Source organism: Mycolicibacter sp. MU0083, from assembly GCF_963378075.1.
Classification (GTDB): Bacteria; Actinomycetota; Actinomycetes; order Mycobacteriales; family Mycobacteriaceae; genus Mycobacterium; species Mycobacterium kokjensenii.
In genome coordinates, this window is the sequence record NZ_OY726394.1 from 149,435 (window position 1) to 172,126 (window position 22,692).

Genomic DNA, 22,692 nt, shown 5'->3' on the forward strand with positions numbered 1-22,692 from the left:
GTTCCCGGCACTGATACGGTCCGAGGCATGCAGCTACCCGGCACGGTGAACAGGACATCGCTCGATGCGGGCGGATGGACCTTCGACGCACTCACCTCCGGACATGATGGTGAACCGGTGATCCTGTTGCACGGCATGCCCGAGACGTCGGCGATGTGGGTTCCGCTGATGGATGGGCTCGCGCGAAGCGGATATCGCTGCCTGGCCCCGGACCAGCGGGGCTACAGCCCCGGAGCGCGACCCGAGGATGTCTCCGCCTACAGCCATCGTCATCTGGGTGGCGACGTTCTGGACCTGGCGACCGCCGCCGGATTCGACCGGTTCCACCTGGTCGCCCACGACTGGGGGGCCGCTGCCGGGTGGTGTGCGGTCGACATGGACGCCGACCGGCGGATCGCGTCCTTCACCAGCCTGTCCATTCCGCACTACCGCGGCTTCGCCACCGGAACACGCGACGACGACGCGGTCGCCACCTACCGGGCGTTTCTGGCGGCGGTGCAGGCGCCCGGCAGCATCGTCGAAACCGCTTGGGCGGCTGATTCGTTCGCTCGGCTGCGCCAGACATGGATCGCCCATGACGAGGCACTGATCGAACAGTACCTCGACGTCTTCACCCAGGACGGTGCGCTGGCCGCCACTCTCAACTGGTACCGGGCGACCAACGGGCACATGAGCGTGCTGGACGGCACGTCGCTGGACTTCGGGCCGGTGTCCATCCCGACGATGCTGGTGTGGGGGAACCGGGATCCCTTCGTCAGCCGGATGGCCGTCGACGTCGGCCGCGGCTACCTCGAGGGCCCGCACGAATTCGTCGAACTCGACGCCGGACACTGGTTGGCGCAGGAAGAACCGGAGATCGTGCAGACCATGGTGCACCGCCACCTGACCCGCCACCCCCTTACCCATCACAGTGACGGATAAGGGTTCCGAACCCTCGGTGAGCCGCATATCGCCACGTAAAGACCGTTTCGCCACGGGATGTGCACGCGTCGGTTGACACCCGCTGACTGCAACCGGTTGTATGCAGTGATGGCCGAATACCGCAGCCTGCAGGCAAGCCCCCGGCGCGAAGCCGCCGAACTGAGGGAGATCGCGCGCCGACTGCGACTGCACGCGATGAGTGCCGCCCGCGGCAAGGGCGAGGCCTACATCGGCCAGGCCCTGCAGTCGGCCGAGCTGTTCGCGGTGCTCTACTTCCGCGAGCTGAACTGGTCACCGGATGCCCTCGACGACGACGCACGAGACCGCTGCCTGCTGTCGGTCGGGCACTACGGACTGTCGCACTACGCGGCGATGGCCGAACACGGGCTGCTGTCGCCGGAGCAACTGCAGACCTACGGCGCCGACGGCAGCGCGTTGACCCTGGGTGCCGAACCCGGCGAGGTGCCCGGGGTCGAATTCGCCGGTGGATCACTGGGTCAGGGCTTGGGCGTCGCCGGCGGCATGGCGTGGGGGCTGCGATACCGCGGGAACCCGGCGCGGGTCTTCAACTACATGTCCGACGGTGAGATTCAGGAGGGGGCGACCTGGGAGGCCGCGATGTTCGCCGGCGCTCGCGGCCTGTCGAACCTCACCACCGTCGTCGATGTCAACCGGACTCAGGCCGATGGTGACCTCGTGCTGGAGATCGAGCCGCTCACCGACAAATTCCGGGCGTTCGGTTGGTGGGCGACCGACGTCGACGGCAACGACGTCGACGCACTGATCGACGCGTTCACCGCCGCGGACGGCGAAGCCGGGCCGCGCCCCCGCGCGATCATCGCCCATACCCGGCTGGCCCAGGGCGCGCCCAGCATTCAGAACCGCCGCAACGCCCATTTCGTCCGGATGAGCCCGGACGAGTGGGAGACTGCGCAACGCGAGATAGAAGAGGGCGCATGAAAACGACTGACGACGGTGTCGGCGGTGCCGCCGCCGCCATGGGACTGCGGGCCAAAGCCGGGCCGTGGGGCCAGGCGCTGGTGGCGGCCGCCGACCAGCGCGACGACATCGTCGCCGTCTCGGCGGATCTGAAGAAGTACACCGACCTGACGGCCTTCGCCAAGACCTACCCCGAGCGCTACATCGAGGTGGGCATGGCCGAGCAGAACCTGGTGATGACCGCCGCCGGCCTGGCCCGCGCCGGACTGACGGTCGTCGCGACCACCTTCGCCGCCTTCTTGTCGCGGCGCGCCGCGGACTTCGCCGTCATGCAGATCGCATTGCCCAGGGCCGACGTCAAACTCATCGGCGCCACTCCGGGAATCTCGGCCACGTTCGGGCCGTCGCACACCGCCATCGACGACCTCGCGGTCTGGCGTGCCGTGCCGAACATGATCGTCATCGATCCCGCCGACCCCGATGAAGCCGCCCAGGCCCTGACCGCGGTGCTGGACTACGACGGGCCGGTCTACCTGCGTCAACCGTTCAACCGCGCCTCGGCCCGCCGCACCCAGGAGATGCCGCCCTTCGAACTGGGCAGGGCCGCCCTGCTGCGCGACGGCACCGACGTCGGCATCATCGCCGGCGGCGACCGGGTCGGCGAGGCCCTGGCCGCCGCGGAGACGCTCGCCGAGTCCGGCGTCGCGGCGGCCGTGTTGCGGGTGAGCACCCTCAAGCCGTTCGACGGTGACGCGGTGGCCGAGCTCGCGAGCCGCACCGGCCGGCTGATCACCGCGGAGAACCACTCCGTGATCGGTGGCCTGTTCTCGGCGACGGCCGAGGCGCTCGCACTGCGCGGGGTCGCCGTACCGGTCACGCCCATCGGAGTCCCGGATGTGTTCCCGCCCTTCGGATCTCCGGATTACACCGCAGACCTGCTGGGGATGGGCGCCCGCCATATCGTGCAAGCGGCCCTCGGTGCGACGGGGTGCCGACCGGAGACAGGAGCAGCGCATGGATGAGACCCGGCACGCCGGCAAGGTAGCGATCGTCACCGGCGGCGGCCACGGAATCGGCGCCGCTACGGTACGCAGATTCCTCGCCGAAGGCGCAGCGGTGCTGGTCGCCGACATCCATCCCAAGGGGCTGGCCCGCCTCACCGAGGAATTCGGCGAGGAACGCCTCGCCACCCGCATCACCGACGTCTCCGACGAGCACCAGGTCACCGCAATGGTCGAAGACGCCGTGGCCCGGTTCGGCCGGTTGGACATCCTGGTCAACAATGCCGGCGCCATCACGATGGGCACCGTCGAAGAAGTCCAGCCGGCGGACTGGCGCCGCATCATGGCCGTCGACCTGGACTCCGTCTACTACGGCTCCCGGGCCGCCATTCCGCACCTGGTGCGCACCCGCGGCAACATCGTGAACACCGCGTCCATCTCCGGGCTGGCCGGCAACTACGGCCTGGTCGCTTACTGCACCGCCAAGGGCGCGGTGGTGAACCTGACCCGCAACATGGCGATCGACCATGCGCGGCAAGGAATTCGGATCAACGCCGTCTGCCCCGGGCCGGTGAACAGCCACCCGGGCGGCATGATGGACCACCCCAACATGAAGCCGGTCTATCAGCGCAACATCCCGATGGGGCGGGTGGGCGAGCCCGAGGAGATCGCCGGCGTGATCTCCTTCCTCGCCTCCGACGACGCCAGCTTCATCACCGGGGCCAACCTGGTCGCCGACGGCGGGTTGACCGCACACACCGGCGAGCCGAACTTCCAGGAGCTCTACGCCGAGGAATACCACGCACTGCAGAAGAAGCGATGAGCATCGACGCGTTCACCCATGCCGACCTCAGCGTCAACGGTCTGACGCTGCACACGGTGTCGGCCGGGGAAGGGCCGTTGGTGGTGTTGTGCCACGGGTTTCCCGAGTCCTGGTACACCTGGCGGCATCAGCTCAGCGCGATCGCCGAGGCCGGGTTCACCGCGGTCGCCCTGGACATGCGCGGTTACGGTCTCAGCGATGCTCCCGCCGATATCGGCGCCTACTCGCTGTCGCACCTGGTCTCCGACGTGGTGGCGGTGGTGACCGCGCACGGGGCACAGCAGGCGGTGGTGATCGGCCACGATTGGGGCGCGCCGGTCGCGTGGTACTGCGCGCTGATGCGCCCCGATCTGTTCAGAGCCGTTGCCGCCCTGAGCGTTCCCTACCAGGCCCCGACCGGCTGCCTGCCGCAGGGCGTGACCATCGATGATCTGATGCGGGCCTCGAGCAAGGGTGCCGACTACTACCGGCTCTACTTCCAGGAACCGGGCGTCGCCGAAGCCGAGATCGACGCCGATCTGGACCACTTCGTGCGGGCGTACCTCTACAGCATCAGCGGTGACATCGTCACCGACGGGGTACGCGACACCGGCTGGACCGGACATTTCCCGCTCGGGGAACGCTTCATCGACCAACTGCGGTCACCGGCCGCACTGCCGGCCTGGATCGGCGAAGACGACATCGCATACTGGGTGAACGCCTTGGCGCGCCACGGTATCCGCGGCGGGCTCAACTGGTACCGGAACCTCAATGCGATGCCGGCGGTGCTGGCGCCGTTCCGCGGGGCGGCCATCCGGCAGCCGGCCCTGTACCTGGCAGGTGAACACGACCTGATCGGCGGCAACACGCCCAAGACCCTGGAGCGGATGCGCGCCGAGATCCCCGGTCTGCGTGGCCTGCACGTCTATCCGGGCGCCGGACACTGGCTCACCCAGGAACGGCCCGACGAGGTCAACGCGGCACTGGTGGAGTTCCTGGGCTCGCTTTAGTGCGGCAGATCCCGAAACGGGGCATCCCGATACGGGTCGGGCTCCTTGGGCAACCCCAGCACCCGCTCGCCGATGATGTTGCGCTGGATCTGGTCGGTGCCACCGCCGATCGAAGTGAAGTAGGCGTTCAGCGCCCGGAACGTCACCGCGTCGCCGACCGGATTCTCCGACCCGCACAGCATGGATTCGGGCCCGACGATCTCGGTCTGCACCCGGGCGGTCTCGTGCAGGATCCGCGACATCGCGATCTTGCCCAACGCCAGTAGCGTCGCCGACTCGGCCCGATCGGCACTGGTCTTGGCCCGCTGGTTGTTCCAGCGGTTCACCGTCGCCAGCGCCTGTACCCGCGCGATCTGTTGGCGGATGTGGGGGTCGTCCAGGCAGCCGGCGTCGCGTGCCGAATCGATCAGCCCGCTGGACTTCTCCTTGCGTCGGGCGGTGCGGGCGACATCACCCATCAGCCGGCGCTCGTAGCCCAGCGCCACCTGTAGCACCGCCCAGCCTTCGCCCGGCGCGCCGATGCGGTTCGCGTCGGGAACCCGGGCGTCGGTGAGGAATACCTCGTTGAACTCCGATTCGCCGGTGATCTGGTGGATCGGGCGCACCTCGACGCCGGGTTGGCGCATCGGCAGCATGAAGAAGGTGATCCCGTTGTGTTTGGGCACATCCGGGTCGGTGCGCGCGATCAGCATGCCGTAATCGGCGGCCGCGGCGAACGACGTCCACACCTTCTGGCCGTTGACGATCCAGTCGTCGCCGTCGCGGACGGCCCGGGTGCGCAGACCGGCCAGATCCGATCCCGCGCCGGGTTCGCTGTAGAGCAGGCACGACTTGGTCTCACCGCGCAATGCCGGCGGCAGCAGCCGGCGCCGTTGTTCCTCGGTGCCGCGATCGTGCACCGTGCAGGCGAACAGGTCCGCCCGGTCATGACCACATCCGGGCGCGCCTGCCGCAGCGAATTCCGCGGCCACCAAACGTGATTGACGATCCGTCAGGCCGCGGCCGTAACAGTCCGGTTCCCAGCCGGGTGCGGTCCAGCCCGCCTCGAACACCGCGGCCGCATACGTCGCCCGATCGACCTCCGGTGACCAATTGGCTGCCAGCCAGGATCGCACCTCGGCGCGCAGGGCCTCGTCGTCGATGCCGGGTCGCGTCACGTCACGCTCCGCTCTCTTGCAGGTACCGTTCGCGGTGCCACGACGGGCTGCCGAAGAGCTGGGCATCGCCGCGAGCCCGCCGCAGATACCGGTGGGCCGGATGTTCCCAGGTGAAGCCGATACCGCCGTGGACCTGGATGTTGGTGGCGCCCACGAACACGAACGCATCCGAGCAATACCCTTGAGCCAACGCGAGATCGGCGATCCAACCCGACGCCGCGGCGTCGGCCGCGGCAGCCACATGCCGGGCGGCCGAGGTCGCCGATTCGGCCTCCAGCAGCATGTCGGCGCACATGTGCTTGACAGCCTGGAAGCTGCCGATGGCCCGGCCGAACTGGTATCGGGTCTTCGCGTAGTCGCGGGCCATCTCCATGGCGCAGCGGGCCGCACCGGCCTGCTCGCCGAGCAGCGCCACCGCGCTGCGGTCCAGCGCCTCGGTCAATGTGGCCGCGCCGCAATCTGATCCGCCGACCAATGTCGCAGGAGTCTCGGTGAAGCGGACATCGGCCAAACTGCGCGAAGGATCGACAGTGGTCAGCGGCGTCACCTGCACACCCGGGCTGCCCGGGTCGACGGCAAAGATCGCGGGCCCGTCGTCGGCCGCCGCCAGCACGTAATACAGGTCGGCCGTTCCCGCATCGAGGACGAAACGCTTCGCGCCGGAGATCAGCGGCTGCCGACCGCCGCGGGCCACCGTGGTCGGCTGTTGCGGCGGCCGGGTCGAGGACCCCTCGGCGAAGGCGACCGCCACCCGGCGTCGGCCCGCGGCGATGTCGGGCAGCACCTGTCCGCACTGCCGCGCATCACCGGCGGCCAGCAGCAGGTTGACCGCCAGCACCGCCGTCGACAGATACGGCCCGGCGAACAGGGCCCGGCCCAATTCCTCGGCCACCACGCCGAGTTCCACCATCCCGCCGCCGGCGCCGCCGTACTGCTCGGGAACCAGCAGTCCGACCAGGCCCATCCGCGTCAACTCCGCCCAGGCGTCGTCGACCGCGAGGTTCTTGGCCATCAGTTCGGCGACGGCACCCCGCAACTCCCGCAGTTCGGCGGCGCTGGAACCGGTCACCGCTCAGCCGTTCCGGGAGGCCGTGAAGGCGTCCCGCAGGCTCGCGCACTGGCTGGCGAAAAATGACTGGGACACACCGGCTTTGGGTAGCAGCAGGTCGAAGCCGTGAAACGCCCCCGGCACGGTCTCGACCGCACAGGGCACCCCGGCTTGCCGTAGGCGCTGCGCGTAGGCCAGATCCTCGTCGTGGAACAGGTCCAACGTCCCGACGCCGATCCAGGCCGGCGCCAGACCCTTGAGGTCCGCGCGCCGGGCCGGCACCACCGATTGCGGGTCGGCGCCGCCCAGGTAGGCGTCCCAACCGAACCGGTTGCTGCGGGCGGTCCACAGCCGGTAGTCGCGGTTGCGCGGCAGGGCCGAACTGCGGTCGTCGAGCATCGGATAGACCAGCAGTTGCAGTACGGGAGTGACATCACCGCGGTCGGCGGCCCACTGGGCCAGGGCCGCGGCCAGCCCGCCGCCGGCGCTGGCCCCGCCGATCGCGATCCGCGCCGGATCCACCCCGGGCAGGCCGGCCAGCCGCAGCAACGCCGCCCAGCAGTCGTCCAGCGCGGCCGGGTAGGGGTGCTCCGGGGCCAGCCGGTAGTCCACCGAGGCGATGGTGGCGCCCAGGTCCGCGGCGAACCGCCGGCACAGCCGATCGTCCTGGGCCGCGGTACCGATGACATAGCCGCCGCCGTGGATCCACAGCAGCGCCGGTCCGGGATCGGCCGACGGCCGCGGCGGCCGGAACACCCGGACCGAAGCCCCCGCAGGCAACTCCAGTACTTCGACGTCGGCGGGGGTGCGACGGCCCTGCAGGCCGGTCAACGCCCTGATCACCGGCAAGGCGCGCGGCCCGACGCCCTGCCTCGGGATGAATCGGGCGGCCCTGCGCAGATCTGGATGGAACACGCTGCTTCCCATCGGCCCAGTATTGCCCGCGACGCGATCCGCCGCGCGCCAGCCCACCCGAAACACCGGCACCGCCGAGGACGGGCGCGGTACCCTGCCGCAATGACGGGACGACCGCAGCACCCGGACACCGGATCCGACCTGGCCGCGCGGCTGCGCCGGCTGCAACGGGCTCGCCCGGCGGACTATCTGCTGGCCGCCAGCGTCGCCGCGGCAGCCGTGCCGGTGGTCGGCAAGCACCTGGAACCCCTGGGCGGGCTGACCGCGATGAGCCTGTGGGGGGCCCGTCAGGTGCCGGCGTTCTGGTCGAAGGCTGCCCGGTCCTGGCTCACGCCCGGCACCGGTGCCGCCCGCCGCCGCGAGCGTGAGCAGACACCGCTGGCCGGCCGCGACGCGTTGCGCGGCGTGGTCTCGGCGGCCGATCTGGATATCGACTGGCCCGAACCCGAGCAGCTGCCCCCGGTCGCCAAGGCGCTGACGCACCGCCGCAACATCTACCGCGCCGGGATCCGATACGGCAACGACCCCGCCCAGGTGCTCGACGTGTGGCGTCGTTCCGACCTGAGCGGTCCGGCGCCGGTGCTGATCTTCGTGCCCGGCGGGGCCTGGGTGCACGGCAGCCGGATGCTGCAGGGGTATGCACTGCTGTCGCACCTGGCCGACAACGGCTGGGTCTGTCTGTCCATCGACTACCGGGTCGCGCCGCACAATCGCTGGCCCAGCCATATCGTCGACGTCAAGACCGCGATCGCCTGGGCGCACGCCAATGTCGACAAGTTCGGCGGTGACCGCAATTTCGTCGCCGTCGGCGGGGCGTCGGCCGGCGGGCATCTGGCCGCGCTGGCCGGGCTCACCGGCGGTGCCGCCGGCGACCCCGAGTTCGCCGATTCGCTCCCGGCCGGCGGGGACACCTCGGTGGACGCCGTGGTCGGTATCTACGGTCGCTACGACTGGGAGGACCGTTCCACGCCGGAACGCGTCGAGTTCGTCGATTTCCTGGAGCGGGTGGTGGTCGGCCGGTCGATCCGGCGTCATCCCGACGTCTACCGGCGGGCCTCTCCGATGGCCCGGGTGCATTCGGACGCGCCGCCGTTCTTGATCGTGCACGGCAGCGCCGACACCGTCATCCCGGTGCAGCAGGCCCGCAGCTTCGCCGAACGGATGCGGGCGGTGTCGCGTTCCAAAGTCGGGTATGTGGAACTGCCCGGCGCCGGGCACGGTTTCGACATGACCGATGGGGCCCGAACCGGGGTGATGAGTACCGCAATCGGCTTGTTCCTCAACCAGATTCACCGGGACCGGGTCACCGTCGGGAGCAAACAGATCATCTGACCGCGCACGCCGGAATCGCGCGGTAGGGTCCGGGCATGAGGATGAATCCGCGGTGAAGCGGCTCAGCGGGTGGGACGCACTGCTGCTGTACAGCGAGACGGCCAACGTGCACATGCACACCCTCAAGATCGCGGTCATCGAACTCGACGCCGACCGGCAGGGGATGTTCGACGTCGAAGCCTTCCGCCGGGTGATCCACAGCCGGCTCTACAAGCTCGACCCGTTCCGCTACCAACTGGTGGATATCCCGGGAAAGTTCCATCACCCGATGTGGCGGGAGAACTGCGAAGTCGACCTGGCGTATCACATCCGGCCGTGGACACTGCCCGCTCCGGGCGGGCGCCGGGAACTCGACCGGGCGATCGGCGAGATCGGCAGCACCCCGCTGGACCGCAGTCGCCCGCTGTGGGAGATGTACTTCATCGAGGGACTGGCGAACAACCGGATCGCGGTCGTCGGCAAGATCCACCACGCGCTGGCCGACGGGATCGCCTCGGCGAACCTGATGGCCCGCGGCATGGACCTGGTGACCGGACCGCAGCTCGAACGGGACTCCTACGAAACCGATCCCGCCCCCACCGGCGGACAGTTGGTGCGCTCGGCTTTCCGGGACCACCTCCGCCAGATCGGCAAGATCCCGGCGACCATCGCCTACACCGCCGCCGGTGTCGGCCGGGTCCGGCGCAGCACCCGCAAGCTCTCCGCCGACCTGACCCGGCCGTTCACCCCGCCGCCGAGCTTTCTCAACCACGTGCTCACCCCCGAACGCCGGTTCGCGACCGCGACGCTGGCGCTGGCCGACATCAAGGCGACCGGCAAGCAGTTGGGGGTCACCATCAACGACCTGGTACTGGCGATCTCCGCCGGCGCGCTGCGCACCCTGCTGCTGCGCTACGACGGCAAGGCCGACCACCCGTTGCTGGCGTCGGTGCCGATGAGCTTCGACTTCTCCGCCGATCGGATCTCGGGCAACCGGTTCTCCGGGGTGCTGGTCGCCTTGCCGGTCGACGTCGCCGACGTGACCGAGCGGGTCAAGCAGGCCAGGCAGGCCGCCAATCTGGCCAAGGAGGCCCACCATCTGGTCGGCCCCGAGCTGATCAGTCGCTGGTCGGCGTACCTGCCGCCGGCCCCGGCGGAATCGCTGTTCCGGTGGTTGTCGGGCAAGGACGGCCAGAACAAGGTCCTCAACCTCAACATCTCCAACGTGCCGGGCCCCCGCGAGCGCGGCCGGGTGGGCGGTGCGCTGGTCACCGAGATCTACTCGGTGGGCCCGTTGACCGCGGGAAGCGGACTCAACATCACCGTCTGGAGCTACGTGGACCAGCTCAACATCTCGGTGCTGACCGACGGTGTCACCTTCGAAGACCCGCACGAGGTGACCGGCGCGCTGGTCGACGAGTTCGTCGACATCCGCCGTGCCGCCGGTCTCCCGGAGACGCTGACGACCGTCGACACGGCGATGGCACCGGCCTGAACCCTTGACCCGGTCTCGGTCCAGCTGCTAAGCAGGTGCACAGCAAGCTCAGTTCGATGAGTTCAGCACACGCACTCGGGGGTGACGCTCGATGACCGTGCCGATGCAGGCCGATCTGTACTACGACCCGTACGACATCGCCTTGAACATGAACCCCCACGAGGTGTTCGCGCGGATCCGGGAAGAGGCGCCGCTCTACTACAACGAGCAACACGACTTCTACGCGCTGAGCCGCTACGACGACGTCAACAAAGCGGTCATCGACCACGAGACGTTCAGCTCCGCCCGCGGCGCCGTGCTGGAGATCATCAAATCCGGGATGGAGATCCCGCCGGGCACACTGATCTTCGAAGACCCACCGATCCACAACATCCACCGCAATCTGCTCTCGCGGATGTTCACCCCGCGCAAGGTGCTGGCGTTGGAACCGCAGATCCGCGAGTTCACCGCCCGGTGCCTGGACCCGGTTGTGGGCACCGGCAGATTCGACTTCGTCAACGATCTGGGCGAACAGATGCCGATGCGGGTGATCGGCATGCTGCTGGGTATCCCCGAGGACCGGCAACGCGAGATCACCGACCACGGTGAAGAGGTCCTGCAGGGCACCACGCTCGACGCGATGGCCACCGGGGAGGTGTTCAGCGAGTTCATCGACTGGCGCACCAAGCATCCGTCCGACGACATCATGACCGACCTGCTCAACGCCGAGTTCGAGGACGAGACCGGCACGGTGCGTACGCTGCGCCGAGACGAGCTGCTGATGTACCTGACCGTCATCGCCACCGCGGGATCGGAGACCACCACCCGGCTGATCGGCTGGGCCGGCAAGACATTGGCGGACTACCCCGATCAACGACGCGACCTGGTCGCCGACCCGAGTCTGATCCCGCAGGCGATCGAAGAGATCCTGCGTTGGGAACCGCCGGCGCTGCAGATCGCCCGCTACGTCACCCGCGACGTCGAATACTACGGCCGCACCGTGCCCGAGGGCTCGGCCATGTTGATGCTCGTCGGTGCCGCCAACCGCGACCACCGTCAGTTCCCACCCGACGGCGATGTCTTCGACATCCACCGGGAAGCCCACCCGCACATGACGTTCGGCGCCGGAACGCACTTCTGCATGGGCAACGCGCTGGCCCGTATGGAAGGCCGGATCGCGTTGGAGGAGATCCTCAAACGTTTCCCGGAGTGGGAAGTCGACTGGGACGGCGCGGTGCCGTCGGAGACCGCCGCGGTGCGCGGATGGGCGGCCATGCCCACCTTCGTGCAGTGAATTCCCGGCGGTGAGCCCGGCTAGGGCGCCGAGTTCGCCAACGCCTGCAACTCCCGGCGCAGCACCTTGCCGGTGTTGTTGCGCGGCAAGGACTCCAGCACCGTGATGGCCCGCGGAACCTTGTAGGTGGCCAGCGTGTCGCGGACGTACTGCTTCAACTCCTCGGGAGTCGCCGACGCGCCGGGTGCCAGCACCACGAAGGCCACCAGGCGCTGCCCGTAGTCGGCGTCGTCCACCCCGATCACGGCGGCCTCGGCGACCGCGGCATGGCCGGTCAGGGCCTTCTCCGTTTCGATGGGGTAGACGTTCTCGCCGCCGGAGACGATCATCTCGTCGTCCCGGCCGACCACGAAAAGCCTGCCGGTGTCGTCGAAATAGCCCAGGTCCCCGGAGGCCATGAAGCCGTCGTGGAACAGCTTCGAATCGCCGCCGGTGTAACCGTCGAACTGGGAGGAGTTGCGGACGAAGATCTGCCCGGTCTCCCCGGCGGGCACCTGCGCGAATTGCCCGTCCAGGATGCGGATCTCGGTACCGGGCGCGGGGCGACCGGCGGTGTCGGCGCTGTAGCGCAGGTCTTCCGGTGTCGCCAGCGCGATCATGCCGGCCTCGGTCGCGTTGTAGTTGTTGTAGACCACGTCACCGAAACAGTCCATGAACGCCGTCACCACGTCGGGGCGCATCCGCGATCCGGATGCCGTCGCGAATCGCAAAGACCGGCAAGGATAGTGCGACCGCACCTCGTCGGGCAGCGCCATGATCCGGTCGAACATGACCGGCACCACGCACAGCCCGGCCGCCTGATTGTCCTCGATGAGCGCCAGGGTGGCTTCGGGATCGAACTTGCGGCGCGTGGCGATCGTGCAGGCCATCGTCAGGGCCAGCGCCAGCTGGGAGAATCCCCAGGCGTGGAACATCGGCGCGGCGATCACCACGGTTTCCTCGGTGTGCCACGGGATCCGGTCGAAGATCGCCGCCAGATCCGCGACACCCCCGCCGCCGCTGCCGGAACGGCGAGCGCCCTTCGGTGTGCCGGTGGTCCCGGAGGTCAGCATCACCAGCTTGCCCGACCGCGACGGCTTGGCCGGCCGGCGCCCCAGGTTGGCGGCGATCAGTTCGTCGGCGCTCAACCCGGCCACCGCACCGTCGGTCCAGCTCAACACCCGGGTGCAGCCGGACTCGGCCGGTACCGCCAGATCCACTGCCGCGGTGAACTCTTCGTCGTAGCAGATCAGGTCGACACCCTCGCGGGCCACCACCTCGGCCAGCGCGGGCCCGGCGAAACTGGTGTTGAGCAACAACACGTCGGCGCCGATCCGGTTGGCGGCGGCCAGCGCCTCGATGAACCCCCGATGGTTACGGCACATCAGCGCGATGGCCCGCGGTGTCCGGCCGGGCAGCCGCTGCAGGGCGGCGGCCAGTGCGTCGCACCGGCGGTCCAGCTCGGCGTAGGTCAGCGAGCCGCGCTCGTCGACGATCGCCGTGCGGTCACCACAGCGCTGGGCCGCCATCGCGATCCCGACCGTGGTGGTGCCGCCTTCCCGGCCGGCGGCGGCCGCGATCCGCAGATAGCGGTCCGGCCGCATCGGCGCCAGCAGCCCCGACCGGTGAAACGTCGCCAGCATGGCACCGGCGCGGGTGAGGGAATCGAAGAATGCCACTGCGCTCAACCCAGGATCGGCAGCCGGCGTTCGCGGGCGAGCTTGTCCAGGGTCTCCTGCATGACCGCCCGCACGTGCGCGTCGACGACGTCGATATCGGGGTCTTCTCCGAATTCGGCGATCACGTCGATCGGTTCACAGACCTCGAAGACGATCTTGGTGGGCAGCGGCAGGTTGATCGGCAGCACCGCGGACAACCCGAACGGGAAACCGAACGAGATCGGCAGGATCTTGACCCGCATCAGCTTGTCCAGGCGCAGCGCCTTGGCCAACCCGGTGCCACGCGACAGGTAGAACTGGCTCTCCTGACCGCCGATGCCCACGGTCGGTACCAGCGGCACCCGCGCGTTGATCGCGGCGCGGATGTAGCCCTTGCGGCCGCCGAAGTCGATCTTGCTCTCTTCCAGGGTGGGCCGGTAGACGTCGTAGTCACCGCCGGGGAACACCACCACCACGCCGCCGGAGCGCAGGGCCGCATCGGCGTTGGCGTGATTGGCCGGGATGAACCCGGTCTTGCGGAAGAAGTCGGCGGTCGCACCGGTGAAGATCAGATCGTGGCTGAGCGTGAAGACCGGGCGGTCGTAGCCGAACTTCTCGTAGAAGCCGGTCGCGAACACCGGGACGTCCATCGCGAACAGGCCGCCGGAGTGGTTCGACACCACCAGGGCGCCGCCATCGGGGAACGAGTCCAGGCCCCGTACCTCGGCCCGGTGGTAGGCCTTGATGAATGGTCGTAACAGACCCATCACCCGTTCGGTCAGTTCCGGATCCCACGCCGTGAGGGGCCGCAGCAGGTCGTCCGACCGATCCCCGTCCGCTGTGTCCACCCTGCCCCCTGACTGAAACGTGTTCTAGTTTTGCCCATGTTACCTGCTCGGGACCGGTCATGGATACCATCGGCGCACTGGTCTGCGTAGCCGAGGGGAGCGTCACATCGACCTGCAGGCGTACTTCGACCGCATCGACCACCGCGGCGGCACCGAACCGACGCGCGAGACCCTGGCCGCGCTGGTGGCCGCGCACGTCCGGCACATCCCGTTCGAGAACCTCGATCCCCTGATGGGTGTGCCGATCGTCGACCTGAGTGCGGCGGCACTGACCGCCAAGCTGGTGGCGCGACGCCGCGGCGGCTACTGCTACGAACACAACAACCTGCTGGCCGAGGTGCTGACCGAGCTCGGCTACCACGTCGAACGGCTGGCGGCCCGAGTGGTGTGGATGAGCCCGGAAGGGGTCGACGGGCCGCCGCGCCCGCAGACCCACCAGGGGCTCGCGGTGACCATTCCCGGCTCGCCGCAGCACTACCTGGTCGACGTCGGCTTCGGCGGGCAGACTCCGACGGCGCCCATCCCGATGGTTCCCGACGCGGTCCAGCAGACCTCCCACGAACCGTTCCGGCTGCGCGAGCACGGCGCCGACCTCGTGCTGGAGACGCTGATCGGGCAGCGCTGGCGACCGCTGTACATCATGGGGCTGCAGCCGCGTCCGCTGATCGATCTGCAGGTGGGCAGCTGGTACGTCTCGACCTACCCGGAGTCGAATTTCGTCGTCGGGCTCACCGCGGCGCTGGTGACCGACGACGCCCGCTGGAACCTGCGCGGCCGCAACCTCGCCATCCACGCCGACGGCGGCACCGAACGGGTGCGGTTCGACGACGCCGCGCAGGTGTGCGCGGAGCTGACCGGGCGCTTCGGCATCGACCTGAGCGGTCTGGGCGACGTCGAGGCCAAGGTGGCAACGGTGTTGGACACCTGATGGCGCGGATCGTGGTGGCGGCCTTGCTGAGCGCCGTCGGACTGATCTTCGCCGGCGGCGCGGCCGCCGGACCGATGCCCGGCATCGAGTTGCTGGACGACAACAGCAGTTGCACGGCGGGTTTCGTCACCCAGGGCGACGACGGTGACTACTACATGCTCACCAGCGGGCACTGCGACTCCCACGACGGCTCGCAGTGGACCGACATCTTCGAGACACCGCTCGGAACCGTCACCGCCAGCGAGGACAACGGCGTGGACCGGGACGCGGCGATCATCCGGCTCGATCCGCTGGCCGGGCGGCCCGACGGCAGGATCGCCGGTCGCTACCCGGTGAGCGGGGTGCTGAGCGCCGACCAGATTCACGTCGGGATGATGATCTGCAAAGTCGGCGCCCAGACCGGCGAGACCTGCGGACCGGTCACCGCCGTCGTCGGCAACCTGGTGGAGACCGCGGTGTACAGCACCATCGGTGACAGTGGCAGCCCGGGATTCGTACGCAACCCGGACGGCACCGCCAGTGCGGTCGGCATCCTGATGGGCGGCCCCGAGGACGACGACTCGAACACCGACTTCGTTCTGGTCGAGCCGTTCCTGCGGCAGTGGGGATTGCACGTCTTGCGTTAGAACGTGCCGATTCCGACGAACTACACAGCGTCAGGGTGCATCCTGGGGCTATGGGTCACTACAAGAGCAACGTTCGGGACCTGGAATTCAACCTGTTCGAGCTGTTCGGGCTGGAGGAATGCCTGGCGGGGGGCGCTTTCGGCGACCTCGACGGCGAGACCGTGCGCCAGATGCTGGCCGAGGCCGCCCGGCTGGCCGAGGGGCCGGTCGCCGAATCGTTCGCCGAGGCCGACCGGCATCCGCCGGTCTTCGACCCGGCCACCCACAGCGTCACGCTGCCGGACGCCTTCAAGGAGTCGGTGCGGGCCTGGCGGGAGGGCGAGTGGTTCCGGATCGGCCTGGACGAGGGGATCGGCGGGGTGCCGGCGCCGTCGATGGTGTCCTGGGCGATCAACGAACTGGCACTGGGCGCCAACCCCGCGGCGTTCATCTTCATGGCCGGTCCGCCTTTCGCGAACATCCTCTATCACCTGGGCAACGAGCAGCAGCGGCATTGGGCGTCGATGGCCATCGACCGCAACTGGGGCGCCACCATGGTGCTCACCGAACCCGATGCCGGCTCCGATGTGGGGGCCGGCCGCACCAAGGCCATCGAACAGCCGGACGGCAGCTGGCACATCGACGGCGTCAAACGGTTCATCACCAACGGCGACACCGACGACCTGTTCGAGAACATCATGCATCTGACCCTGGCCCGTCCCGAGGGGGCGGGGCCGGGCACCAAGGGCCTCAGCCTGTTCCTGGTGCCCAAGTTCTTGCCGGATCCCGAGACCGGAGAGCCCGGCGAGCGCAACGGGGTGTTCGTCACCGGGCTGGAACACAAGATGGGGCTGAAGGTCTCCACCACCTGCGAACTGACCTTCGGCCAGCACGGTGTCCCGGCGAAGGGCTGGCTGGTCGGTGATGTCCGCAACGGCATCGCGCAGATGTTCGACGTCATCGAGAACGCGCGAATGATGGTGGGCACCAAGGCGATCGCCACGCTGTCCACCGGGTACCTCAATGCGCTGGAGTACGCCAAGACCCGCATCCAGGGCGCCGACCTGACCCAGATGACCGACAAGACCGCACCGCGGGTGACGATCATCCACCATCCGGATGTGCGGCGGGCCCTGATGATGCAGAAGGTCTACGCCGAGGGCATGCGCGCGGTGTACCTCTATACCGCCGCCCACCAGAACCCCGAGGTGGCGCAACTGGTGTCCGGCGCCGACGCGGAGATGGCGACCCGCGTCAACGATCTGCTGCTGCCGATCGTCAAGGGTGTCGGGTCCGAGCGGGCCTATCAATACCTGACCGAGTCGCTGCAGACCTTCGGCGGCTCGGGTTTCCTGCAGGACTATCCGATCGAGCAGTACATCCGGGACTCCAAGATCGACTCGCTCTATGAGGGCACCACCGCGATTCAGGCGCAGGACTTCTTCTTCCGCAAGATCGCCCGCGACCGCGGGGTGGCGCTGACGCACCTGGTGGCACAGATCGAAGGCTTCCTCGACAGCGCCGACGGGCGGGCGGAACTGGCCGATTCCCGCAAACTGCTGTCCGCCGCCCTCGACGACGGCCGGGCGATGGTGGCCGCGATGACCGGCTACATGATCGGGTCGCAGGAGGAGGCCCGGGAGCTCTACCGGGTGGGATTGGGTTCGGTGCGGTTCCTGCTGGCCATCGGCGACCTGGTGATCGGCTGGCTGCTGCTGTGGCAGGCCGAGGTCGCACTGGCCGCGCTGGAGCAGGGCGCCACCGGCGACGACCAGCACTTCTACCGGGGAAAGGTCGCCGCGGCAAAGTTTTTCGCGGCCAACGTGCTGCCGCGGCTCGGCGCGGATCGCGGCATCGTGGAGAACGAGGACATCGCGGTGATGGACCTGGCCGAAGACGCGTTCTGAACCGACATCAGCGGTGCAAACGCGTACCCCGAAACATCGGCTGCCCGACCACGGCTATGCCATCGTCCGATGGGCCCATGAGCTGGCCAAGGGGCGCGGCGCGGTGGTGGTGGAACCCGACGTCGAAGCGATCCGGCGCCCCGACGGCGCACTGGCCTTCAACGACGCCGCCGCGTACAAGACCGTGGCCGACGGGCCGCTGTCGGTGCTGCGGGAACTGCTCGACCTGGAGACGCTGGAGATCCGGGCCTGGAGCAAGGCCGGCTTCGCCCGGTTTCACCGACGGGCCGCGGTCAAGCAGGTCGATCGGATCTGCCGGGCACGCGGCAGTGAAGCCGCCGTCGACTGGGTGCTGACCAACGCCACCACCGGAGAGGTCGACCTCGACGACCTGCGGGATCGGCTCGGCGCGCGACTGTATGCCGCCGGCGGGCGGGATGAAGCCTTCTTCCGCACCCAGGTGGGGCGTTGCATCGAATCCCGGCGGCGGCAGCGGCAGGGCCGGGGCTGAGCGGCCGACTGCGCGATGACCGGGCCGTGACCCGTCCGAGGGCCTCAGCTGCGCCGTTGCCGCACCTTGTAGGTCGACGGCCACGACACCCGGGTCTCGTCGCCCACCAGCGCGGTGCCCTTGGTGCCGACGGTGATGTTGTAGGCCTCCTGGCCCGGGCCGACTTCCCGGTTGGCGTGCTCGGTAGCCAGATAGTAGAGCTGGTCGATCTCCAGGTCGACGAACGCCACGAAGCTGGTCTTGCGCACCGCGTCGCCGAACCCGGCCGTCATGCGGTCGATCGACAGCCGTGAGGCGAGGGTCGCCGCGGCCAGGATCCCGAACGGAATCACCCAGCAGCACAGGTACACCGGCACCGAACCGGTGTCGCGTCCGGCGTCGGCGGGTAGTGCGATCGCCGGGATCGACGCCGAAACCAGCATCGCCGCAACAGAACCCAGCCAGATCTGCGTCAACCGGTTCACGACCGGTGCGAACAGCTCGGATTCCACCACCGCTTCCGGCAGGTCCGCCCGCACGACGTCCTCCACCACCGGCCCGCCCGTGGCGCGGCCGGCCAGCAACACCGCGAGCAGTCCGGCGAAGCTCACCGGAAGCAGCCAGCGCGGTGCGGCGGCGTCGCCCGCCAAGGGCAACGCCGCCAGCACCGTGAACGTCGCAACCGCCCCGCCGCCCACCAACCGGGCCGGGCGGCCGTGGTCGCCGGCCACCACGGCCAGCGCCATGGCCAAGGCCAGGGCCGCCGCGATCGACGGCGGCACATGGCCGACCAACACCCAGTAGACAGCCCAGGGGGCAAACCACACCAGCACGCCCATGACCGGCAGTATATGGGCTTACCGTTGCGGCAACGGCAAGGTGATCGCCGACTGCGCGGCTCAGCTGTCCAGCGTGTAGCCCATCGGCATCAGGACGCTCTTCTGCTGGGTGAAGTGCTCCACGCCTTCTTTGCCGTTCTCCCGGCCGATGCCGGAGTTCTTGTAGCCGCCGAACGGGCAGCACGGGTCGAAGGCATACCAGTTGATGCCGTAGGTCCCGGTGCGGATCTTGCTGGCGATCTCGATGCCGCGCGGCACGTCGGAGGTCCACACACTGCCGGCCAGGCCGTACACCGAGTCGTTGGCGATCGCGACCGCGTCGTCCTCGGTGTCGTAGGCGATGATCGACAACACCGGCCCGAAGATCTCCTCCTGGGCGATGGTCATCGAGTTGTCCACGTCGGCGAAGACGGTCGGCTCCACGAAGAAACCACCGTCCAGACCTTCGGGGCGGCCGCCGCCACAGACCAGCCGGGCGCCTTCCTCGATGCCCTTGGCGATGTAGCCCTCGACCCGCTCACGCTGCTTCTCCGAGATCAGCGAGCCGATCTGGGCACCCGGGTCGTTCGGCAGGCCGACCGGCAACGCGGCGACGAAGTTCTTGACGGCCTCGACGACCTCTTCGTAGCGCGAGCGCGGCGCCAGGATGCGGGTCTGGGCCACACAGGCCTGCCCGGTGTTCATGATCCCGGCGAACACCAACATCGGGATGGAGGCGGCCAGATCGCAGTCCTCGAGCACGATCGACGCCGACTTGCCGCCCAGCTCCAGCGTGCAGGGCTTGAGCAGGTCCGCGGCGCGCTTGCCGATCTCCTTGCCGACCGCGGAACTGCCGGTGAAGGAGAAGATGTCCACATCCGGGTTGGAGGTCAGCGCCTGGCCGGTCTCGGCGCCGCCGGGCACCACCGACAGCACGCCCTCGGGCAGGCCCGCGTCGGCGAACGCCTGCGCCAGCAGGTTCGTGGTGAACGGGGTCTCGGCGGCGGGCTTGAGCACCACCGTGCAGCCGGCCAGCAGGGCCGGTCCCAGCTTGTTGACCGCCAGGAACAGCGGCACGTTCCACGCGGTGATCGCACCGACCACGCCGATCGGCTCGCGGCGCACGATGGTCTGGCCGTAGGAGCCGGTGCGGATCTCCTCCCAGCTGACGTCGTCGACGGCGGGGCCGGCGAAGAAGTTCAGCGAGCCCAGCGAGCTCATCCAGTGCATGGTCTCCACGCTCAGCGGGGGCTGGCCGGTCTCGGCGCCCAGCAGCGAGGTGAACTGGTCCTTGCGCTCTTCCATCAGCTTGACGGCGGTGGCGATCACCGCGGCGCGCTCGGCCGGGGGTGTCGACGGCCACGGGCCGGAATCGAAGGCGGTGCGCGCGGCGGCCACCGCGGCGTCGACGTCGGCCTTGGTCGCCAGCGGCACCTTGCCGACGTACTCGCCGGTGGCCGGGCTGTGCACCTCGATGACCTGGTCGGTGGCCGGGGCGGTCCACTTGCCGCCGATGAAGAGCTTGTCGTATTCGGTGATGCTGGAGTCGGTCATGGCCGTCACCCTACCTAGCCGACGGACGGATTAGAACACGTTGCAGTCAATGCGTTCGGCCGGGTTGCAGCACCAGCACCAGATTGCTCATCAGGAACTCGCGGATACCCGGCAGCGACGTCGCCGCCCACGCCCAACGCGGGTGATAGCGGGGGAAAGCGGCGACCAGCGCACCGGTGTGGCGCGCCCAGTCCAATCCCTGCGCCGCCGACACCGCGAACAGTGACGATCCGTAGTTGTTCTTCGGCGGATGACCGTTCCGGCGGGTGTAGCGCGCCGCGGCGCGGTGCCCGCCCAGATAGTGGGTCAGGCCCATCTCGTGACCGCCGAACGGGCCCAGCCAGACCGTGTAGGACAGCACCGCCAGCCCGCCGGGCCGGGTGACCCGAAGCATCTCGTTGCCCAACTGCCAGGGCCGCGGCACGTGTTCGGCGACGTTGGACGACAGGCAGATGTCCACGCTGTCGTCGGCGAACGGCAGGGCCATCCCCGAAGCCCGCACGAAGGTGCCGGCCGCGTTCGCCGGGCGCGGACCGGCGGCGTGCATCTCGCCCGGGTCGGGTTCCACCCCGATGTAGTCGATGCCCGCGCGCGCGAACGCGTCGGCGAAGTAACCCGGTCCGCCCCCGACGTCGAGCAGGGTGGCCCCGGCCGGGTCGTCGCCGCGGACGCCGCGCCACAGATCGGTGACCAGCGCGGCGGTGTCGTCGGCCAGCGCCCCGTAGAACCGGGCCGGCGCGGACTGCTCGAAGCGGAACTGGGCGAGCAGGCGTACCGAACGCGCCAGGGTCGCCCGCCGCGCGAACAGGTCGGTGGCAGCCATCGGGGCCAGCTTAGGTGCACCGTGCGGGACTACCCTGTACACCTGTGTCTGCTGTGCGTTCGGTCCTGCTGCTGTGCTGGCGGGATACCGGGCACCCGCAGGGCGGCGGCAGCGAGACCTACCTGCAGCGCATCGGCGCCGAACTGGCCGCCGCCGACGTGGCGGTCACCCTGCGTACCGCACGCTATCCGGGCGCTGCCCGGCGCGAGGTCGTCGACGGCGTGCGGATCGACCGCCGCGGCGGTCCCTACACCGTGTATCTGTGGGCGGGGGCGGCCATGGTCGCCGCCCGGGTCGGCCTCGGATCGTTGCGGGGAGTGCGGCCCGACGCGGTGGTCGACACCCAGAACGGGCTGCCGTTTCTGGCCCGGCTCGCCTACGGGCGGCGGGTGGCGGTGCTGGTGCATCACTGCCACCGCGAGCAGTGGCCGGTCGCCGGGCCGGTGCTCAGCCGGATCGGCTGGCTGGTGGAGTCCCGGCTGTCGCCGTGGCTGAACCGGCGCAATCAGTATCTGACGGTGTCGCTGCCGTCGGTGCGCGACCTGATCGAACTCGGGGTCGACGCCGAGCGCATCGCGGTGGTGCGCAACGGTCTGGACGAGGCGCCGCCGGCGACCCTGTCGGCCCCGCGCTCGCAGACCCCGCGGGTGGTGGTGCTGTCGCGGCTGGTGCCGCACAAGCAGATCGAGGACGCCCTGGACGCGGTCGCGGTGCTGCGCACCCGGATTGCGGGCCTGCGACTCGACGTGGTCGGCGGGGGCTGGTGGAGCGACCGGCTGATCGAGCACGCCGCGACGCTGGGCATCACCGACGCCGTGACATTCCACGGGCACGTCGATGAGGTCACCAAACATCAACTGGTGCAACAGGCTTGGGTGCACGTACTGCCGTCGCGCAAAGAGGGCTGGGGGCTTGCGGTGATCGAGGCCGGTCAGCACGGGGTACCCACCATCGGCTACCGGTCCTCCGGCGGGCTGTCGGATTCGATCGTCGACGGGGTCACCGGGGTGCTGGTCGACGACCGTGACGAACTGGTGGAGCAGCTTCACCGGCTGCTGACCGACACCGTGCTGCGCGAGCAACTCGGCGCCAAGGCGCAGGCGCGCAGCGCCGAATTCTCTTGGCGGCAAAGCGCCGAGGGATTACACCTGGTATTGCAGGCGGTTAGCGAGCGTCGCTACGTCAGCGGCGTAGTGTGAGGCAACAGCGT

General features: G+C 69.1%; 21 protein-coding genes. 13 read left to right on the forward strand and 8 right to left on the reverse strand.

The window, feature by feature from the left end:
- The first annotated feature begins 27 nt into the window (after nucleotides 1-27).
- The 5 genes from RCP38_RS00720 to RCP38_RS00740 all read left to right on the forward strand — a co-directional run bounded on the left by RCP38_RS00720 (nucleotide 28) and on the right by RCP38_RS00740 (nucleotide 4,673).
- Nucleotides 28-921, forward strand: a complete 894-nt coding sequence (locus tag RCP38_RS00720; protein ID WP_308474805.1) for an alpha/beta fold hydrolase — start codon at nucleotides 28-30, stop codon at nucleotides 919-921.
- A 108-nt stretch (nucleotides 922-1,029) separates the two neighbouring features.
- On the forward strand, nucleotides 1,030-1,881 hold the full coding sequence (locus RCP38_RS00725) for a transketolase (RefSeq protein WP_308474806.1): 852 nt from the start codon (nucleotides 1,030-1,032) through the stop codon (nucleotides 1,879-1,881).
- Complete coding sequence (locus tag RCP38_RS00730) at nucleotides 1,878-2,882, forward strand: transketolase family protein (protein WP_308474807.1); 1,005 nt, start codon at nucleotides 1,878-1,880, stop codon at nucleotides 2,880-2,882. The genes RCP38_RS00725 and RCP38_RS00730 overlap by 4 nt, the downstream gene beginning before the upstream one ends.
- Complete coding sequence (gene budC, locus RCP38_RS00735; protein ID WP_308474808.1) at nucleotides 2,875-3,684, forward strand: meso-2,3-butanediol dehydrogenase; 810 nt, start codon at nucleotides 2,875-2,877, stop codon at nucleotides 3,682-3,684. The genes RCP38_RS00730 and budC overlap by 8 nt, the downstream gene beginning before the upstream one ends.
- Nucleotides 3,681-4,673, forward strand: a complete 993-nt coding sequence (locus RCP38_RS00740) for an alpha/beta fold hydrolase (RefSeq protein WP_308474809.1) — start codon at nucleotides 3,681-3,683, stop codon at nucleotides 4,671-4,673. The genes budC and RCP38_RS00740 overlap by 4 nt, the downstream gene beginning before the upstream one ends.
- Here RCP38_RS00740 and RCP38_RS00745 read toward each other — a convergent pair.
- Genes RCP38_RS00745 through RCP38_RS00755 form a run of 3 tightly spaced genes read right to left on the reverse strand, consistent with a single transcriptional unit; the run spans nucleotide 4,670 to nucleotide 7,805 of the window.
- Entirely contained in the window at nucleotides 4,670-5,830 is a 1,161-nt protein-coding gene (locus RCP38_RS00745; RefSeq protein WP_308474810.1) for an acyl-CoA dehydrogenase family protein, read from the reverse strand. The genes RCP38_RS00740 and RCP38_RS00745 overlap by 4 nt on opposite strands.
- A 1-nt stretch (nucleotide 5,831) precedes the next feature.
- Nucleotides 5,832-6,899: an acyl-CoA dehydrogenase family protein gene (locus RCP38_RS00750; protein ID WP_308474811.1), complete on the reverse strand. Its 1,068-nt coding sequence runs from the start codon at nucleotides 6,897-6,899 to the stop codon at nucleotides 5,832-5,834.
- A 3-nt stretch (nucleotides 6,900-6,902) separates the two neighbouring features.
- A complete protein-coding gene (locus tag RCP38_RS00755) occupies nucleotides 6,903-7,805 on the reverse strand; it encodes an alpha/beta hydrolase (RefSeq protein ID WP_308474812.1) in 903 nt (300 codons plus the stop codon).
- Between the two features lie 90 nt (nucleotides 7,806-7,895).
- On the opposite strand from RCP38_RS00755, the gene RCP38_RS00760 reads away from it, so the two are divergent.
- From RCP38_RS00760 to RCP38_RS00770, 3 genes are all read left to right on the forward strand, one after another.
- Nucleotides 7,896-9,125, forward strand: a complete 1,230-nt coding sequence (locus RCP38_RS00760) for an alpha/beta hydrolase (protein WP_308474813.1) — start codon at nucleotides 7,896-7,898, stop codon at nucleotides 9,123-9,125.
- Nucleotides 9,126-9,177: 52 nt separating this feature from the next.
- Nucleotides 9,178-10,599 (forward strand): WS/DGAT/MGAT family O-acyltransferase, encoded by a 1,422-nt coding sequence (locus tag RCP38_RS00765; protein ID WP_308474814.1) that lies wholly within the window; start codon nucleotides 9,178-9,180, stop codon nucleotides 10,597-10,599.
- A 91-nt stretch (nucleotides 10,600-10,690) separates the two neighbouring features.
- Nucleotides 10,691-11,872: a cytochrome P450 gene (locus RCP38_RS00770; RefSeq protein WP_308474815.1), complete on the forward strand. Its 1,182-nt coding sequence runs from the start codon at nucleotides 10,691-10,693 to the stop codon at nucleotides 11,870-11,872.
- Nucleotides 11,873-11,892: 20 nt separating this feature from the next.
- Here RCP38_RS00770 and fadD12 read toward each other — a convergent pair whose 3' ends face one another.
- Together fadD12 and RCP38_RS00780 are read right to left on the reverse strand one after the other, a co-directional pair.
- Nucleotides 11,893-13,494: an acyl-CoA ligase FadD12 gene (gene fadD12 / locus RCP38_RS00775; RefSeq protein ID WP_308477448.1), complete on the reverse strand. Its 1,602-nt coding sequence runs from the start codon at nucleotides 13,492-13,494 to the stop codon at nucleotides 11,893-11,895.
- A gap of 41 nt (nucleotides 13,495-13,535) precedes the next feature.
- Nucleotides 13,536-14,276, reverse strand: a complete 741-nt coding sequence (locus RCP38_RS00780; protein WP_308477449.1) for a 1-acyl-sn-glycerol-3-phosphate acyltransferase — start codon at nucleotides 14,274-14,276, stop codon at nucleotides 13,536-13,538.
- Between the two features lie 187 nt (nucleotides 14,277-14,463).
- On the opposite strand from RCP38_RS00780, the gene RCP38_RS00785 reads away from it, so the two are divergent.
- From RCP38_RS00785 to RCP38_RS00800, 4 genes are read left to right on the forward strand one after another with little or no spacing between them, the layout of a single operon-like run.
- Nucleotides 14,464-15,285 carry an arylamine N-acetyltransferase family protein gene (locus RCP38_RS00785; RefSeq protein WP_373692535.1) on the forward strand — a complete coding sequence of 274 codons (822 nt, stop codon included), beginning with the start codon at nucleotides 14,464-14,466 and terminating at the stop codon, nucleotides 15,283-15,285.
- Nucleotides 15,285-15,911 (forward strand): S1 family peptidase, encoded by a 627-nt coding sequence (locus RCP38_RS00790; RefSeq protein WP_308474816.1) that lies wholly within the window; start codon nucleotides 15,285-15,287, stop codon nucleotides 15,909-15,911. The genes RCP38_RS00785 and RCP38_RS00790 overlap by 1 nt, the downstream gene beginning before the upstream one ends.
- Before the next feature lie 50 nt (nucleotides 15,912-15,961).
- The gene (locus tag RCP38_RS00795; RefSeq protein ID WP_308474817.1) at nucleotides 15,962-17,797 is read left to right on the forward strand and encodes an acyl-CoA dehydrogenase; all 1,836 of its coding nucleotides are present in this window, start codon (nucleotides 15,962-15,964) and stop codon (nucleotides 17,795-17,797) included.
- Nucleotides 17,798-17,810: 13 nt separating this feature from the next.
- A complete protein-coding gene (locus RCP38_RS00800) occupies nucleotides 17,811-18,308 on the forward strand; it encodes a hypothetical protein (protein ID WP_308474818.1) in 498 nt (165 codons plus the stop codon).
- Between the two features lie 44 nt (nucleotides 18,309-18,352).
- Here RCP38_RS00800 and RCP38_RS00805 read toward each other — a convergent pair whose 3' ends face one another.
- The 3 genes from RCP38_RS00805 to RCP38_RS00815 are packed head-to-tail and all read right to left on the reverse strand — an operon-like array spanning nucleotide 18,353 to nucleotide 21,482.
- Entirely contained in the window at nucleotides 18,353-19,126 is a 774-nt protein-coding gene (locus tag RCP38_RS00805) for a hypothetical protein (RefSeq protein ID WP_308474819.1), read from the reverse strand.
- Between the two features lie 60 nt (nucleotides 19,127-19,186).
- A complete protein-coding gene (locus RCP38_RS00810) occupies nucleotides 19,187-20,659 on the reverse strand; it encodes an aldehyde dehydrogenase (protein WP_308474820.1) in 1,473 nt (490 codons plus the stop codon).
- Nucleotides 20,660-20,705: 46 nt separating this feature from the next.
- Nucleotides 20,706-21,482, reverse strand: coding sequence for a class I SAM-dependent methyltransferase (locus tag RCP38_RS00815; RefSeq protein WP_308474821.1), 777 nt, complete (start codon nucleotides 21,480-21,482; stop codon nucleotides 20,706-20,708).
- Nucleotides 21,483-21,526: 44 nt separating this feature from the next.
- On the opposite strand from RCP38_RS00815, the gene RCP38_RS00820 reads away from it, so the two are divergent.
- A complete protein-coding gene (locus tag RCP38_RS00820) occupies nucleotides 21,527-22,681 on the forward strand; it encodes a glycosyltransferase family 4 protein (RefSeq protein WP_308474822.1) in 1,155 nt (384 codons plus the stop codon).
- Nucleotides 22,682-22,692: the final 11 nt, after the last annotated feature.

Bases quoted from the DNA above. Each gene is read 5' to 3' on its own strand.
- RCP38_RS00720 (WP_308474805.1), top strand. From the start codon at position 28: ATGCAGCTACCCGGCACGGTGAACAGGACATCGCTCGATGCGGGCGGA.
- RCP38_RS00725 (WP_308474806.1), top strand. From the start codon at position 1,030: ATGGCCGAATACCGCAGCCTGCAGGCAAGCCCCCGGCGCGAAGCCGCC.
- RCP38_RS00730 (WP_308474807.1), top strand. From the start codon at position 1,878: ATGAAAACGACTGACGACGGTGTCGGCGGTGCCGCCGCCGCCATGGGA.
- budC (WP_308474808.1), top strand. From the start codon at position 2,875: ATGGATGAGACCCGGCACGCCGGCAAGGTAGCGATCGTCACCGGCGGC.
- RCP38_RS00740 (WP_308474809.1), top strand. From the start codon at position 3,681: ATGAGCATCGACGCGTTCACCCATGCCGACCTCAGCGTCAACGGTCTG.
- RCP38_RS00755 (WP_308474812.1), bottom strand. From the start codon at position 7,805: ATGGGAAGCAGCGTGTTCCATCCAGATCTGCGCAGGGCCGCCCGATTC.
- RCP38_RS00760 (WP_308474813.1), top strand. From the start codon at position 7,896: ATGACGGGACGACCGCAGCACCCGGACACCGGATCCGACCTGGCCGCG.
- RCP38_RS00770 (WP_308474815.1), top strand. From the start codon at position 10,691: ATGACCGTGCCGATGCAGGCCGATCTGTACTACGACCCGTACGACATC.
- fadD12 (WP_308477448.1), bottom strand. From the start codon at position 13,494: ATGCTGGCGACGTTTCACCGGTCGGGGCTGCTGGCGCCGATGCGGCCG.
- RCP38_RS00780 (WP_308477449.1), bottom strand. From the start codon at position 14,276: ATGGGTCTGTTACGACCATTCATCAAGGCCTACCACCGGGCCGAGGTA.
- RCP38_RS00790 (WP_308474816.1), top strand. From the start codon at position 15,285: ATGGCGCGGATCGTGGTGGCGGCCTTGCTGAGCGCCGTCGGACTGATC.
- RCP38_RS00795 (WP_308474817.1), top strand. From the start codon at position 15,962: ATGGGTCACTACAAGAGCAACGTTCGGGACCTGGAATTCAACCTGTTC.
- RCP38_RS00805 (WP_308474819.1), bottom strand. From the start codon at position 19,126: ATGGGCGTGCTGGTGTGGTTTGCCCCCTGGGCTGTCTACTGGGTGTTG.
- RCP38_RS00810 (WP_308474820.1), bottom strand. From the start codon at position 20,659: ATGACCGACTCCAGCATCACCGAATACGACAAGCTCTTCATCGGCGGC.
- RCP38_RS00815 (WP_308474821.1), bottom strand. From the start codon at position 21,482: ATGGCTGCCACCGACCTGTTCGCGCGGCGGGCGACCCTGGCGCGTTCG.